The organism is Hymenobacter sp. UYAg731, from assembly GCF_054061335.1.
The window spans coordinates 111842-126273 of the sequence record NZ_JBSSEC010000008.1 but is presented as its reverse complement, the minus strand read 5'-3'; the positions used below and the strand labels follow the sequence as shown (position 1 = coordinate 126273).

At 63.9% G+C, this 14432-nt stretch carries 14 protein-coding genes; 4 read left to right on the top strand and 10 right to left on the bottom strand.

The window, feature by feature from the left end; translation table 11 throughout:
* Positions 1–50: 50 nt before the first annotated feature.
* Complete coding sequence (locus tag ACVWYF_RS21195) at positions 51–941, bottom strand: hypothetical protein (protein ID WP_457071891.1); 891 nt, start codon at positions 939–941, stop codon at positions 51–53.
* Between the two features lie 109 nt (positions 942–1050).
* Here ACVWYF_RS21195 and ACVWYF_RS21190 point away from each other — a divergent pair, with 109 nt between their 5' ends.
* Complete coding sequence (locus tag ACVWYF_RS21190; protein ID WP_457071889.1) at positions 1051–1458, top strand: OsmC family protein; 408 nt, start codon at positions 1051–1053, stop codon at positions 1456–1458.
* A gap of 79 nt (positions 1459–1537) precedes the next feature.
* Here ACVWYF_RS21190 and ytxJ read toward each other — a convergent pair whose 3' ends face one another.
* The 4 genes from ytxJ to ACVWYF_RS21170 form a co-directional block, all read right to left on the bottom strand.
* The gene (ytxJ, locus tag ACVWYF_RS21185; protein ID WP_457071887.1) at positions 1538–1882 is read right to left on the bottom strand and encodes a bacillithiol system redox-active protein YtxJ; all 345 of its coding nucleotides are present in this window, start codon (positions 1880–1882) and stop codon (positions 1538–1540) included.
* A gap of 104 nt (positions 1883–1986) precedes the next feature.
* Positions 1987–2313 (bottom strand): hypothetical protein, encoded by a 327-nt coding sequence (locus ACVWYF_RS21180; protein WP_457071885.1) that lies wholly within the window; start codon positions 2311–2313, stop codon positions 1987–1989.
* Between the two features lie 34 nt (positions 2314–2347).
* Positions 2348–2932, bottom strand: coding sequence for a hypothetical protein (locus ACVWYF_RS21175; RefSeq protein WP_457071883.1), 585 nt, complete (start codon positions 2930–2932; stop codon positions 2348–2350).
* A gap of 102 nt (positions 2933–3034) precedes the next feature.
* Positions 3035–5014, bottom strand: a complete 1980-nt coding sequence (locus tag ACVWYF_RS21170; RefSeq protein WP_457071881.1) for an alpha-ketoacid dehydrogenase subunit alpha/beta — start codon at positions 5012–5014, stop codon at positions 3035–3037.
* 158 nt (positions 5015–5172) lie between these two features.
* Here ACVWYF_RS21170 and ACVWYF_RS21165 point away from each other — a divergent pair, with 158 nt between their 5' ends.
* Together ACVWYF_RS21165 and ACVWYF_RS21160 are read left to right on the top strand one after the other, a co-directional pair.
* Entirely contained in the window at positions 5173–6654 is a 1482-nt protein-coding gene (locus ACVWYF_RS21165) for an FG-GAP-like repeat-containing protein (RefSeq protein WP_457071879.1), read from the top strand.
* Between the two features lie 416 nt (positions 6655–7070).
* A complete protein-coding gene (locus ACVWYF_RS21160; RefSeq protein WP_457071877.1) occupies positions 7071–7790 on the top strand; it encodes a LytR/AlgR family response regulator transcription factor in 720 nt (239 codons plus the stop codon).
* Here ACVWYF_RS21160 and ACVWYF_RS21155 read toward each other — a convergent pair.
* Positions 7787–10156 carry an ATP-binding protein gene (locus tag ACVWYF_RS21155; RefSeq protein WP_457071875.1) on the bottom strand — a complete coding sequence of 790 codons (2370 nt, stop codon included), beginning with the start codon at positions 10154–10156 and terminating at the stop codon, positions 7787–7789. The two genes, ACVWYF_RS21160 and ACVWYF_RS21155, sit on opposite strands and share 4 nt — an antisense overlap.
* A gap of 355 nt (positions 10157–10511) precedes the next feature.
* Here ACVWYF_RS21155 and ACVWYF_RS21150 point away from each other — a divergent pair, with 355 nt between their 5' ends.
* On the top strand, positions 10512–11765 hold the full coding sequence (locus tag ACVWYF_RS21150; RefSeq protein WP_457071873.1) for a M16 family metallopeptidase: 1254 nt from the start codon (positions 10512–10514) through the stop codon (positions 11763–11765).
* A 146-nt stretch (positions 11766–11911) separates the two neighbouring features.
* On the opposite strand, the gene ACVWYF_RS21145 is transcribed toward ACVWYF_RS21150, so the two are convergent.
* The 4 genes from ACVWYF_RS21145 to ACVWYF_RS21130 all read right to left on the bottom strand — a co-directional run bounded on the left by ACVWYF_RS21145 (position 11912) and on the right by ACVWYF_RS21130 (position 14340).
* Complete coding sequence (locus tag ACVWYF_RS21145) at positions 11912–12286, bottom strand: hypothetical protein (RefSeq protein WP_457071871.1); 375 nt, start codon at positions 12284–12286, stop codon at positions 11912–11914.
* Between the two features lie 182 nt (positions 12287–12468).
* Positions 12469–12888 (bottom strand): hypothetical protein, encoded by a 420-nt coding sequence (locus ACVWYF_RS21140; protein ID WP_457071869.1) that lies wholly within the window; start codon positions 12886–12888, stop codon positions 12469–12471.
* Positions 12889–13057: 169 nt separating this feature from the next.
* The gene (locus tag ACVWYF_RS21135) at positions 13058–13423 is read right to left on the bottom strand and encodes a hypothetical protein (RefSeq protein ID WP_457071867.1); all 366 of its coding nucleotides are present in this window, start codon (positions 13421–13423) and stop codon (positions 13058–13060) included.
* Positions 13424–13695: 272 nt separating this feature from the next.
* Complete coding sequence (locus ACVWYF_RS21130) at positions 13696–14340, bottom strand: hypothetical protein (RefSeq protein ID WP_457071865.1); 645 nt, start codon at positions 14338–14340, stop codon at positions 13696–13698.
* Positions 14341–14432: the final 92 nt, after the last annotated feature.

Below are 14432 nucleotides of genomic sequence, written 5' to 3'. Positions count from 1 at the left end.
GAAGTGCTTCGGCACCGGCTCTGGCCGCCAATTCATAATTTATAATTCCCTTAAGAGCGGTGCCCGAAATACAGCGTGAGGTAGACCGAGGGGAAAAACTTGCGGTTCAGCTCGTCGGCATCGGACAGGATGCTAGGGCTAAGAATGAGCAGGCGCTTGGTGAAGGCTTCTACCAGGAAGCCAGCTTCCAGGCCCGTCACGGCATCGCGGTAGCGGCCATACTCGAAGCTAAGGCCGCCGCGCAGGTGGAAGCCGGGCACCACCTGCGTCTGGCCAATGCCGCTGAACAGGGGGCCGTGGTCGAGAATCGCGCCCGTGATGGTGTGCTTGTAGGGGTCGTACTGCTCGTTCACAATCTCATCGGTCGAGAGGTTGATGACGTTCGTGCGCGTGGCCGTGCGGTCGTAGCTGATGTAGTAAGGCATCAGCAGGCCGATGGACGGCCCCGCACTGAGCAGGGCATTCACCTGCACCCCGGCATCGGCAGCCTTGCGGAACAGGATGCGCTGGATGCCCACCGAAGGCCGCAACACGAAGGCATAGTTGGTTTTGCGGGTAATGTAAGTCCCGCCAATCAGGGAGTTAACGCGCACTTCCTTGGCGTTTTTCAGCATCACACCCTCCAGGCTCCAAAAGCGCAGCAGGCGACCGTCCATCACCCGCGTGGAGCGGATGGACGCGCCGCCCAGCAGGCCGCCCTGGTTGTTGAAGTTTATTCCGAAAACAAATTCTTTCTGATACGACTGCTCATCGGAGGGCGCGTCGGGAATCATATCGGTACGCAACGGGGCCGACGAGGAGCGGGAAGGCGCGGCCGGTGCGGGAGCCGGCGCAGGCTTGGCGGCCGGTGCGGCGCGGTCCTGGGCGTGCGCGCCGGCGGCCGTGAGCAGGCCGGCAGCCAGCAGGCCCCAGCGGTAGGTATGGGCAGAGAAAAAACGCATAATCTTCAACCGAAATGGGACCCGAACCGACGCCGAAAATGCGACGCACCACGTAATACGTAATTTAGCAAAAGAACAAACAACTTTGTAAAGTTAACTTCCTGATTTGATGAACACCGCCACTGCCCGTTACGCGGGCCACCTCCGCACCGAAGCCACGCACGTTGCCTCAAGCAATGTTATTCAGACCGACGCCCCCGTCGATAATCACGGCCGGGGCGAAGCCTTCTCCCCCACCGACCTCGTGAGCACGGCCTTGGGCTCGTGCATGATGACGGTGATGGGCATTGTGGCCGAGCGCCACCAGTGGGACCTGGTGGGCAGCACCTTTGCTGTGGTGAAGCACATGAGCACGGAAGCGCCGCGCCGCATTGCCCAAATCGACGTGACGTTTACGCTGCCCGCCGCCCTCACGCCCACCGAGCGCGCCCTGCTGGAACGCTCGGCCCACACCTGCCCGGTGGGCCTGAGCCTGCACCCGGACGTGCGGCAGAACATCGTGTTCGAGTATAAATAACAAGGGGTTAGAAGAAAGGAACGGCTGCCGGTTTCAACGCATGAAACCGGGCAGCCGTTCCTTTCTTTACTGCTGGTTGCTAGCCATTCACGGCCTGCTTCACGTCGGCGAGGCGGATGCCCATATGCGAGGCATCGTAAGTGCATTCGCCGGCCTGGATGAGCAGGAGCTGCGGCGACTCGTGGCGGATGCCAAACTGCTCGGCTACCTGGGCCGACAGGGGCCGGAAGCGCAGCAAATCGAGGTAGTAGATGGGCAGGTCGAGGCCGCTATCGGCCCACTGGCGCTCAATCTTGCTCTTGGCCGCCGCGCTGATGGAGCAGGTGGTGCTGTGCTTGAAAATAAGCACCGGCTGCGCGTGCGAGGACTGGGCCAGCTGGGTGATTTCGTCGGGCTGGGTGAGGGGAAGCCAGGGAGTGGACATTGCGATAATTAGAGATTGGATGAAGCGTTTGGGCCGGATAAAACGAGTTACGGCGCGTTGGTACACTACAACAAATTAGGACCAGTAGATTCCCGCCGGATGGCTCATTCTTTTTCGGGGGACTTGTTCTTTTTGCTACCGGATTGGGCGGGCGGGCGTTGCAGGTTGTTCTTTTTGCGGCGCAGGCCCAGGAAACCGGGGGGCTGCACGTTGGGCGCGGTGCCGGACTTGTAGTTGAGGTCTTTGCGGGTTTCGGGCACCGCCTGGGTGCTTTGGCCGCGCTTGAGCTGCACGCGGGTCACGCCGAGGTGGCTGTCTTTGTAGGGCGAGTCGGTGGTGCGGTCTTCGCGCAGGGCGCGGCGGTTGGCGGCTTTTATTTTGCCGGGCTTGGTGCGCTCAATCTGGGCCTGGGCGGGCGCGGCACTCAGCAAAAAGATGGCAACGGCCAGCAGGCCCAGCAGCCGGCTAAGGCTTGCCGCGAGGCACGGGGCTTGGCGCGGGCTCCGTAGCTGGCGCTGCGGGAGTGGGCATGGCTTCATCGGGCAATTCCTGTTCGGGCGTCGCGCTGGGCTGCTTGGGCGCCGGCCGGTGGTCGGGGCTGTAGTTGGGTTTTGCATGGAAGCCGTATTTGAAGAAGTTGCGGACAGACTCGATGGGATGGAAGCCCTTGCTCACTTTGTGGCGCTTGCGGCGGTTCAGCTTGGGCTTCTTCATGAGCCCGTGCTTATCGTACCGCACCGTGGAGCGCTCCGGGTATACGCTGCCTTTGCTATCGGTGGTGCTGGCGCTGGCCGTGGCCCCGGCATTGCTGGGCGTCGAGACATCGGTGGCAGCTTCCGGAGCATCTCCACCCGATTTCTTCTTGACTGAGGCGGCCGATTTGGCCAGGTCGCTCGTCAGCTTTTCGTGCTCCTTCTTCTCTTTCTGCTGCGCAATGAACTCCGGCGACGGCTTGGGCGTGGGCAACCGGTACGGGTGAAACACCTTGTGGTAGAGCGTGCAGCTGCCCAGCGCAGCCAGCAGCAGCACGCCCAGCAAGGACCGGAACACAACGGAGGGTAAACAGTATTTCACCGCAAAGCAGGCAGAACCAATTAAATCAGGTACAGAAAGATACGTGGGTCACGCGCGAAAACCGCGCCAACCCGCCGGCTAGTAATTACGCAGGGCCTGCACCTGCTCGCGCAGGCGCTGCTGGGGCAGGAAGGCGGCCTCCAGCGGCGGCGCAAATGGAATGGCCGTGTCCAGCGACGCCACGCGGCGCACCGGCGCATCGAGGTGTTCGAAGCAATTCTCGCCAATCCAGGCCGCGATTTCGCCGCCGATGCCGCCGGTCATCGTGTCCTCGTGCAGGATGAGGACGCGGCCGTTTTTCGCTACGGTTTTGCGCACCGCCTCCTGGTCCCAGGGCAGCAGGGTGCGCAGGTCCAGAATGTCGGCCGACACGCCCAGGTCCTGGCAGGTTTGCAGGGCCCAGCGCACGCCCATGCCGTAGGTAATGATGCTCAGCTCGTTACCCTCGGCCGCCAGCGCGGCCTGGCCGATGGGTGTGGTGTAGTACGCCTCCGGCACGGGGCCGGAAAGGCTGCGGTACAGCATCTTGTGCTCAAAGTACAGCACCGGGTTGGGGTCCTCAAAGGCGGCGCAGAGCAGGCCCTTGGCGTCGTGCGGGTTGCTGGGGTACACCACTTTCAGGCCGGGCACGTGCGTGAACCAGGCTTCGTTGCTTTGGCTATGGAAAGGGCCGGCGGCGCTGCCCGCGCCGGTGGGCATCCGCACCACCACGTCGGCGTTCTGGCCCCAGCGGTAGTGGCTTTTGGCCAGGTTGTTCACAATCTGGTTGAAGCCGCAGGTCACGAAATCGGCAAACTGCATCTCAACCATGCTTTTCTTGCGCTTGATGCTCAGGCCCAAGCCGATGCCCACAATGGCCGACTCGCACAGCGGCGTATTGCGAACCCGCGCCTTGCCGAATTCGGCCACGAAGCCTTCCGTTATTTTGAACACGCCGCCGTAGTCGGCAATGTCCTGGCCCATGAGCACGAGCTCGGGATAGCGCTGCATGCTCTGCTTCATGCCCTCGGAAATGGCGTCGATGAAGCGGATTTCGCGGACCGGGCCGTCCTGCGGGGCGTCCGTAGCGGGCGCATCGAAGGGCGCGTACATATCCGCAATTTCCTCGGCGATGTCGGCCGTAGGCATCGGCTCCGCATCGGCTTCCTGAAGGCCGGCCTCGATGGCGGCTTTGATTTTCTCGCGGATGCCGTGCTTGGCGGTTTCGGTGAGGATGCCCTCGTCCAGCAGCCATTTTTCGAAATTTTCCACCGGGTCTTTGGCGGCCCATTCTTCCATCAGGCTCTGGGGCACATACTTGGTGCCGCTGGCTTCCTCGTGGCCGCGCATCCGGAACGTAAGGGCCTCTACCAGCACGGGGCGCGGGTTTTGGCGCAGGTCCTCGGCCAGGCGCTTCACGGTGGTGTACACTTCCAGCACGTTGTTGCCGTCTACCTGCACGGCTTCCATGCCGTAGGCGGGACCTTTGTCGACGAAGGACTTGAAGCGGAACTGCTCGTTGCTGGGCGTGCTCAGGCCGTAGCCGTTGTTCTCAATCATGAAAATGACGGGCAGCTGCCACACGGCGGCCACGTTCAGCGCTTCGTGGAAGTCGCCCTCCGAAGCGCCACCGTCGCCGGAATAAGTCAGCGTCACTTTGGGGTTTTTATCCAGCAAATCGGCCAAAGCAATGCCACCAGCCACGGCCAGCTGCGGGCCGAGGTGCGAAATCATGCCCACGATGTGGTGCTCGTTGGTGCCGAAGTGAAAGCTGCGGTCGCGGCCCTTGGTGAAGCCCAGGCGTTTGCCCTGCCACTGCGCAAACAGGCGGCCCAGCGGCACCTCGCGCCCCGTGAACACGCCCAGGTTGCGGTGCAGCGGCAAAATGTACTCGTCGGCTTCCAGGGCCAGGGTGCTGCCCACCGAGATGGCCTCCTGCCCGATACCCGAAAACCACTTGCTCACCTTGCCCTGGCGCAGCAGAATCAGCATTTTCTCCTCAATCAGCCGGGGGCGCAGCAGGTGCTGGTAGAGGTGCAGGAGGGTTTCGTTGGAGAGGTCGTGGCGGTCAAAAGTCATGACGGGGTGGGTGGGTTTGGGTGGGCAAAGGTAGGAAAGCAGGGCCCGCACCAGGCTACTTTCCGCACGAGCCTGTGTTCGTGCTTTTCTTTACGCCCGGGTCCTTGTCGGATTTTACCCATCAGGCCCGTTTTCATTTCCCTCCATTTCATCATTTCATGAAAAAACCTTTTCTCACGCCGCTCATTAATGGATTATCCCGCCGCCAGCAGCGCGGGGCGCTGCTACTGGCCCTGCTGGGGGTGGCCCCGGGGGCATTTGCCCAATCCAGCTTTGGACCGGCCACTACTTACTTCAGCAGCGGCACCTCGCCCCTGGGCGTGGCCCTGGGCGACGTGAACAGCGATGGCCTGAACGACATTGTGATGGCCAACCAGGGCACCGACAACGTGAGCGTGCTGCTGGGCCGGACCGGAACGGGAGCCGCCTACGCCGCGGCCGTCTCGTACCCGACCGGCACGGGCACCCGGCCCACCGGCATCGCGCTGGGTGATGTGAACGGCGACGGCCGGCTCGACATCGTGACTGCCAACCAGCAAACCGGCACGGTGGGCATCATGCTGAATTCGGCCACCGCGCCCGGCACCTTTGGCGCGGCCAGCACCTACCTCACCGGAACCTCGAACACCAACATTGTGGCCCTCGGCGATGTGAACGGTGATGGCCGGCTCGACATTGCGGCCACCAATACCGGTGCCGGTACGGTATCGGTATTTCTGAACTCCGCCAGCCCGGCGGGCAGCTTCTCGCCGGCCACCACGTACGCCAGTGGCCTCACGGCCCCCATCGGCATCACCATCGGCGACGTGAACGCCGACGGGCGGCCCGACCTTGTAATGGGCAGCAACATGGGTACCGGTGTGGGCGTGCTACTGGCGTCGGCCACCACCTTGGGCACTTTCACCCCCGCGCTCACGTATGCCAGCGGGAGCACCGGGACGGTGAGCGTGGCGTTGGGCGACGTGAACGGCGACGGCCGGACCGACCTTGTGACGGCCAATTCCTCGGGCGCTACGGTGAGCGTGCTGCTGGGCACCGCCGGCACGGGCAGCCTTTTTGCCACGCCCGTCACCTACTCCAGCGGCGGCATCGAGCCCAATTTTGCTGTTCTGAGCGATATAAATGGCGACGGCCGGCTGGATATTGTGGTGGGAAATAACGGAAGCGGCTCAATTGGCGTGCTCACGGGCCGGGCGGCGCAGGCCGGCACTTTTGCGCCGGCCACTACCTATTCCAGCGGCGGCAATGGCCCCATCGGCCTCGCCGTGGCCGACCTGAACAACGACGGCCGGCGCGACATCGCCGTGGCCAACTACACCAGTGGTACGGTGGGCGTGCTGCTCAATACGTACATCGTGCTGGCCAATACCCCGGCGCAGACCGCCCCCGACATTACCCTCTACCCCAACCCCGCCCACGACGCCTTTGCCGTGCTGATACCCGCCATGGCCGGCGCTCCCTCCACGGTGCAGGCCGAGTTGCTTAATGCCTTGGGGCAGGTGGTGCAGCACCAAACAGCCGTGCTGCCCGCCAGCGGCACCCGCCTGGCGGTTGAAACCGCCGCGCTGGCCCCAGGCGTGTACACCCTGCGCCTCCGGGCTGGCACCACCACGATGGCTCGGCGCGTAGTGTTGCAATAGGCCCCGGAGGCAAGTATTGGGCTGCTGCCACCCGGCGGCGGGGGGGGGGGGGGGGGGGTTGGGGGGGGGGGGGGGCGGCGGGGGGGGGGGGGGGGGGGGGGGGGGGTGGGGGGGGGGGGGGGGGGGGGGGGGGGGGCCCCCCCCCCCCCCCCGCCGCCGTCATTTTATGGCCGTGGGCAGCACGGCCCGGCCACCACAGCAGGCGGGGCAGCAACGAGCGAAAACGGGTGAGATGGCAAAAAACATAGGAATCCTACGAGAAAATCAGCACCTTGAGACGCGGCAGGCATTTGCGCCAATTTCAGCGTTATACAGCTGCCTTCACCCGCCAAGAATCAGCGCTTTATAGCACCTATAAACCGCTACCATGGTTGGTGGAACTACCACCCCGGCAGCTCCTTTCCTACCTCACGGCTATGGCTAACCTTCGCCCGCTTACCTGCGTCATCGTCGACGACAATGAGATGAGCCGCCTGGCCCTGGAGCATTTTGTGGCCCTCACGCCCGGCCTGGAACTGGTCGCCACGCTGCCGGACGGCCTCGCGGCCCTGCACTTCCTGCAAACGCACCCGCCAATTGACCTGCTGCTGCTCGACATTGAAATGCCCCACCTTACCGGCCTGGAGCTGGTTCGGATATTGTCCCAGCCCCTGCCGGCCATTGTGCTGGTTACCTCGCACCACAGCTTTGCCGCCGAGGCCTTCGAGCTGCCCGTGGCCGACTATCTGGTGAAGCCCGTGGACTACGCCCGCTTTCTGCAGGCCGTGCAGCAGGTGCGCGCCTGGCAGCGGCACCCGGCAGTCCCCGCTTTTCCCGCCCCCGACAATTCCAACGTGTTTGTCAGAGTCAATGGCCGGCTGGTGCGCATTAATTTCGATGAGGTGTTCTACATCGAGGCCCTGTCCACCTACTCGGTGCTGGTCACGGCCACGCACAAGCACATTGTACACGTCACGCTCAAGAGTCTGGAGGAGCGGCTGCCGTTCAGCCACTTCGTGCGGGTACACCGCTCCTACATCGTGAACACGCGCCGCATCGATGCCATAGATGACCACCAGCTGGTGATGGGTCCCTACACCGTGCCCGTGGGCAAGCTCCACAAAGCCGCGCTGATGCGGCGGCTGGCCCCGCTTTAGGCGGTGGCTTGCAGCGCGGCAAGCTCGGCCGGCATGGCGGCCAGCACCCGGCCCACCACGGTGGCCAGCTGCGCCACGGCCCCGGCCAGCACTTCCGGCGCGGGCATGGTGCCCGGCGTGGCCTTGGCATGGGCCAGGCTGAGGGTTTCCAGTGGCGCGGCCACGCCCGCCACGCCCAGGGCCAGCAAGTTGGGCTTGATGTGGTGGGCGATTTCGGCAGCCTGCGCCCAGTGCCGGGTGGCGGCGGCGGCGTGCAGCTGCGCCAGGCTCTTGGGCATATTGGCCTGAAACGAGCGCAGTATCTGCCCCACAAACGCGGCGTGGCCCTGCGACTGCCGGCGCAGGCGCGCCAGGTCGTAGGGCGGCTCGGCTGCCGCATCGAGCAGGGCCACCATCTTATGGTACAGCACCTCTTCGTCGAAGGGCTTGGCCAAGTAATCGTTCATGCCAGCGGCTAGGTAGTGCTCCACATCAGACCGAAAGGCATTGGCCGTGAGGGCAATGACGGGCGTAGCCGCTCGTCGGGCATCGGGCAGCTGGCGCAGGTAGCGGGTCACGTCCACGCCGCTCATACCGGGCATCTGAATGTCCATCAGCACGATGTCGTAGGGGTTGGCTTCGAGACAGGCCAGGCCGGCGGGGCCATCTTCGGCTTCTTCCAGCACCACGCCCCAAGGGGCCAGCGTCATCTGGGCCACGGCCCGGTTTATTTCGTTGTCTTCCACCATCAGCACCCGCACCCCGGCCAGCCGGCCGGTGTCGTAGGCCGCCGCAAAGGCCGGGGCCAGCGCCGGCACCGGGGCCTTGGGCAGCGTCACCGTGAACACGAACGTGGTGCCCCGGCCCATGGCGCTGGTCAGGGTAAGGGTGCCGCCCAGCTGCGCCACCAGCGCCCGGGCAATGCTCAGCCCCAGCCCGGTACCGCCGAACTGGCGGCTGGTATCGGCATAGGCCTGCGTAAAGCTCTCGAAGATGCGCTCTTGCTGGGCCGGGGCAATGCCAATGCCCGTATCGGCCACGCTGAACCGGGCCGTGAGGCTGTCGGCCGTTTCGGCCGCCAGTTCGCTCGACACATTGATGGTGCCCCGCTCGGTGAACTTGAGCGCGTTGCTGACTAGGTTGATGATAATCTGATTGAGGCGGTGCGCGTCGCCAATCACCCAAGGCTGGGGAGAGATTGTCCGCAACGAAGTGCCCTCGAACACCAGGCCTTTCTCGGTGGCCTGCAAGGCCAGCGGCTGCAACGCCGCGCTCACCGAATCGCAGAGGTTGAACGCCACCTGCTCCATTTCCAGCTTGCCCGAGCTGATTTTGGCCATGTCGAGCACGTCGTTCACCACGCTCAGCAGGTGCTGCCCGGAGCGCTGCATGATGTCGATGAGCTGCTGCTGGCGCGGGTCGAGCGGGGTTTTGGCCAGGTGGGCCGCCATGCCCAGCACGCCATTGAGCGGCGTACGGATTTCGTGGCTCATGTTGGCCAGGAAGTTCTGACGCGCGGTGGCGGCAGCCTCGGCGGCCAGCTGGGCGGCTTTCAGCTCGGTAATGTCGGTGCTCACGCCCAACACATGCACTGTGCCGTCGGGGCGGTGCAATGGGCGCTTGGTGGAGTGGTACCAGCGCAGGCTGCCATCGGCCAGGGTGAAGCAGTCCTCCACCGCTATTTCCTGGTTGCCGTCCATTACCTGGGCATCGACTTTGGCAAAGTGGGCCAGCTCGGCGTCCCGGGTCTGGCGGCGGGTATCGGCATCACCTTCCAGGCGGGCAGCATCCCGCAGCTCCTGAATGGCGCGGTTCTGAAAAAGAAAATTGCCGGCCCGGTCGCGCACGAAAATCATGCTGGGCGTGGTGTCCAGCACCTGCCGCGTAAACGCCTGCTCATCGGCCAGGGCCTGCCGGGCCTGCTCGCGGTCGGTCACATCCAGGCCGTAGCCGATAAACCACGCCAAGGCTCCATCGGGGCCAAATACGGGTTGCAGGCGGCGCAAAAAGTGGCGCGGCCCGGTGGGTTTGGCCACTACCTCGGTCCACTCCACCATCTGGCCGGCACAGGCGCGGTCGAAAAGGGCGCGGTGCCGGGGGGTGAAATCGGGCGGGCAGCCGGGCTGCGGGGTCAGCTCGGCCAGTGTTTTGCCCTGCGCTGCCCGGCGGGCGGCGGGGTCGGCCATGGCGGCCGGGTTGAGGTACTGAAAGCGAAACGCAGTATCTACCACCCCTATTTCGGCCGGCAGGCTGTTCAGAACGGTTTCGTAGAAAGCCCGCTGCTGCGCGGCGGCCGTGCCGCTTTCGCGCAACAGCGCCAACTGCTGTTCGAGGGCCGCGATATGGCCCATTGCCTCGGCAAGCGTAGCGGGGGCTTCGGCGGTCATAGCAGCAGGTAGTATTTCGGGCATAAAATGAGGGCAAGGGCAGCTAATAAAGGTCTGGAAGAAGCCGTATTGAGCGGCTGACAAGTGCGCCAACGGTCGTTTTAGCCGGACCAACGGCGTTTTTTTCTGGTTGAACTGCCGGCACCCTTCTGCCTAACGCCTCAGGCGCCGGTTTCGCATATCTGGCTTCGTCCCTTTCCGAACGCCCGGGCACCACCAGCAAAGCCAGGGGTGTTGGTGAGCCGGTTTCTCATGGCCGGCAGGTTTATGGAGACTCCGCAAACCCGCCGGGCTTTTCCGGGGTTAACAGGCTTGGACACGGCTCGTATCTTTAGCCCTTTCCATTGCTTTACCTATGATTCATTTCACCGAATTCACCCTCGCCAACGGCCTGCGCTGCATTGTACACGAAGATTTCAGTACGCCCATGGCCGTGCTCAACGTGATGTACGACGTGGGCTCGCGCGATGAGGACGCCGCGCACACCGGCTTCGCGCACTTGTTTGAGCATCTGATGTTTTCGGGCTCCGTCAACATCCCCAGCTACGACGAGCCGTTGCAGCGCGTGGGCGGCGAAAACAACGCCTTCACCTCGGCCGACGTGACGAACTATTACCTCTCGCTGCCGGCCGCCAACCTCGAAACCGGCTTCTGGCTCGAAAGCGACCGGATGCTGAACCTGGCCTTTTCCGAAAACGGCCTCGAAGTGCAGCGCAAAGTGGTGGTGGAAGAGTTCAAGCAGAGCTACCTCAACCAGCCCTACGGCGACGTGTGGCTCCAGCTCAAGCCCCTCGCCTACCACACCCACCCCTACCAGTGGAACACCATTGGCAAGGAGATTGCGCACATCGAAAACGCCGTAATGGACGACGTGCGCGGCTTTTTCAAGAAGCACTATGCCCCCCAGAATGCCGTGCTGGTGGTGGCTGGGGCCGTGAGCGCCGCCGACGTGCGCCAGTTGGCCGAGAAGTGGTTCGGCCCCATTGCCGGCGGGCCGGCCTACCAGCGCCAGCTGCCCCAGGAGCCCGCCCAGGCCGCAGCCCGGCACCTCACCACCCAGGCCGAAGTTCCCCTCAGCGCCCTGTACAAGGCTTACCACATGCCCGCCCGGGGCGATGCCCGCTACCACGCCGTGGACCTGCTCAGCGACATGCTGGGCCACGGCAAATCGGCGCGGCTGCACCAGCGGCTGGTGAAGGAGCAGGCGCTGTTCAATAACATTTCGGCGTCGCTCACCGGCTCGCTCGACCCCGGCCTGCTTGTCATCAGCGGCAAACTGAACGAGGGCGTGGATATTAAAGCTGCCGATGCCGCCGTGGAAGCCGTGGTGGCCGAATTCCTAACCGAAGACGTGGACGCCCACGAGCTCGAAAAAGTAAAAAACCAGGCCGAAAGCAGCCTGGTTTTCGGTGAAATCGACCTCCTGAACCGCGCCATGAACCTGGCATACAGCAAGCTACAGGGCGATGCCAACCTGGTGAACGACGAAAGCCGCCGCATCCAGGCCGTGACCGTGGCCGACGTGCGCGCTATGGCCCAACTGGTGCTACGTCCCGAAAACTGCAACACGCTTTACTACGAAGCCGCCGCCGTGGCCGAACCGGCGTAGCTCAGGGGTTTCTGAAAACATAAGAATGGTCCTGCTGAGCGCAGCCGAAGCATCTTTACCGCAATACCATTCCTTTCGATTGGGATTAGTTGCGTGGTAGAGATGCTTCGGCTGCGCTCAGCAGGACCGTTCTGGTTTGAAAAAACCTAGCGCTTAATTTTTACCTTGGTTTTGCCGGGCGCTACTGGCACGTTGCTGTCGCGGCTGAGGCTGCTGTTGGCGGGCTTCACGTAGCGCGGGCGCGGGGTGCGGTTGTCGTTGTAGCCGCCGTTGTTCTGGTAGCCCACCTGCTTGCGCATGGGCACGCCGGGCGCGAGGTAGGCCGTGCCATCCTTAACGTCCTGCGACACGCCGGCCCCGTAGGGTTTGCCGGTGTGGGGGTTGATGTTGGGTGCCTTGCGGGCACCCCGGGCCGAGTAGGGCGCGATTTTTTTGCGGGCGGCGCGGGTTTTGGTTTGCGCATTAGCCCCGGTTACGGCAAACGTGACCAGCAGCAGCGTGGCGAAAAAGTAGCGAAACATCGATGAAGGACTTAAATAAGTGAGTTGACACGAAACTAGTTGCCCCGAGGGGCCGAAAGCGCGCCGGCTCCCGTCATACGCACCACGGCCCGTAGCGGGTGAGGTCGAACGACGGAAGCCGACTGGCAATACGCAAAACGGCCCGGCCGGGATTGACCCCACCGGGCCACCACCGGACCGAATTAGTTGCCGAGCGTGGTTTGCGTAGCGGCCGACTTGCGGAGCGGGCGCACGCTGTAGGGCACCATGCCGTTGCTGGTGCGCATATGCACCGGCATGCCGGGGGCGGCATACACGTTGGCGTTGTCGATTTCGCCGCGCGAGGTGCTGGCGGCCGGATTAACCGAGCCCCAGCCGCCATCGGTGGCGGGGTTGGTGGCGGCCACGGCGGACGGCGTGGTTTCGAGGGGAGGCCAGCCGTCGTTCATCACGGGCGTGGTGGGGGTGGTTTTGAGGGCGACGCGGCGGGCTTTTTTGGCGGCGCGGGCCGAGGCTTTTACCGTTTTGGTCGTCTTCTTTTTGGCGGCGACGGGCGTGGTCTGGGCGCTGGCTTCAGCCAGCAGGAACACCGACAAGGCGAGGGTAAGGATGGAGCGGAACATGGCTGAAGAAAAAAGAAGCGGTGAAGTAAAAGTTGGTTCGTTTAGCTGTCAGGGTGTATTTCGAAAAGCGTGCCAACTTCTGCTACTTCCTACCCGGCCCACGCAAAACGGCCCGGCTGGCCCGCGAATGCGTACCAACCGGGCCGTTTCATCGACCGAAGCCAGGATATTACCGGGGCGTGAGTGTGGTGCGGCTTTTGGTGCGGCTAGAAGCGGGTCCATCGTAGCTTTTCACCTTCTTGGGGTCGCTCACATTCACGGGCATGCCGGGGGCGGCGTACACGCCCTGGCCCTTGCCGTCGGCGCTTTCCGTGGAGCCTACCGAGCCATTGCCAGCGGGGCCGGTTTTGGTACGGCCACCCGTTTCGGCGGGCGCGGGGCTGGCGGTGGTGTTGCGCACTACCGCTCTTTTCGGAGTGGTTTTGCGGGTAATCGTGGTTTTGCGGGTGGCGGTTTTGGTAGCAGGGGCCGTTTGGGCCGATGCTCCCGCCGCAACGGTTAGCGCCAGCAGCAGGGCAAGGACAGAGCGAATCATAAGGAGTGAATTGGGGGTGGTGAGGGAAAAGGGATTCAGAACGCCATCACCGCAAAGCAGCCCGGCTCCGGGCATACGCGAAACCCTGCCACGAGGTCCACGCCCGCTTCCCGCCGCTACCTTGCCGCCAGCCGCGCAATGGCTCAAACCCCATTCAGAGAAGATTTGGAACACAAAAAAGCCCGGCTGTTCCGTTTCAGGACACTACCGGGCTTGCTATTTGAGGGTTTCAATGGGTATCAAAGCCGGTCAGGGCTTGCACCGCAAGGCGACTACCAGCCCATCGGCTCGGGCGCTTTTTTCTTGGGCGCGGCGGCTTTGGCGGGAGCCTTGGCAGGCGTGCCGGCTTTGGGGGCAGCAGCCATGGGAGCCATTTCGGCCCCGTTGGCGGCATTGCTGGCACCGGTGGCCGCCTCAGCGGCTACCGGAGTGGCAGCGGCGGGAACGGGCGCGAGGGCGGTGGCCGTAACCGGGCGCGGGGGCCACGGCTTGTCGCGGCGCGGCTTGCGGTTGAGGCGACGCTCGCGCATGGCGGCGGCATCATCGGCCATCACGCTGCGGCCGCCGCGCATGATTACCGGAGCCCCGGGCGCCACTGAAATGCCCTGGCCACTGGCCACGCCGCCACCACCGGCTGCCGCACCACCACCGCCAAAGCCACCTTTGTCGGCCGGGGCCGGAGCCGCTGCCTCGGGGGTGGGCATCGCGGCCGGAGCTTCGGGGGCTACTGCGGCAGCACCGCCGTTCTGCGCGGCTTTTTGGCCGGCGGCCGACGACGAGCTGCTCTTGGTGGACTTCTTAGCCGGAGCTTTTTTGGGGGTATCCCAGCCACTGGGAGCGTCCCAGCCACCGCTTTGGGCGGCGGCGGAAGTAGCTAAGCCTCCGCTGATAAGTAAAAAGAATAGGGCACGCTTCATGGCTGGGGATTTTTGTAGATGATTTATAAACGGCGTAACTGAATGTGTTTGCGAATCGTTCGGCAGGGGCCGGGCCCTTGCCGTAACTTTGC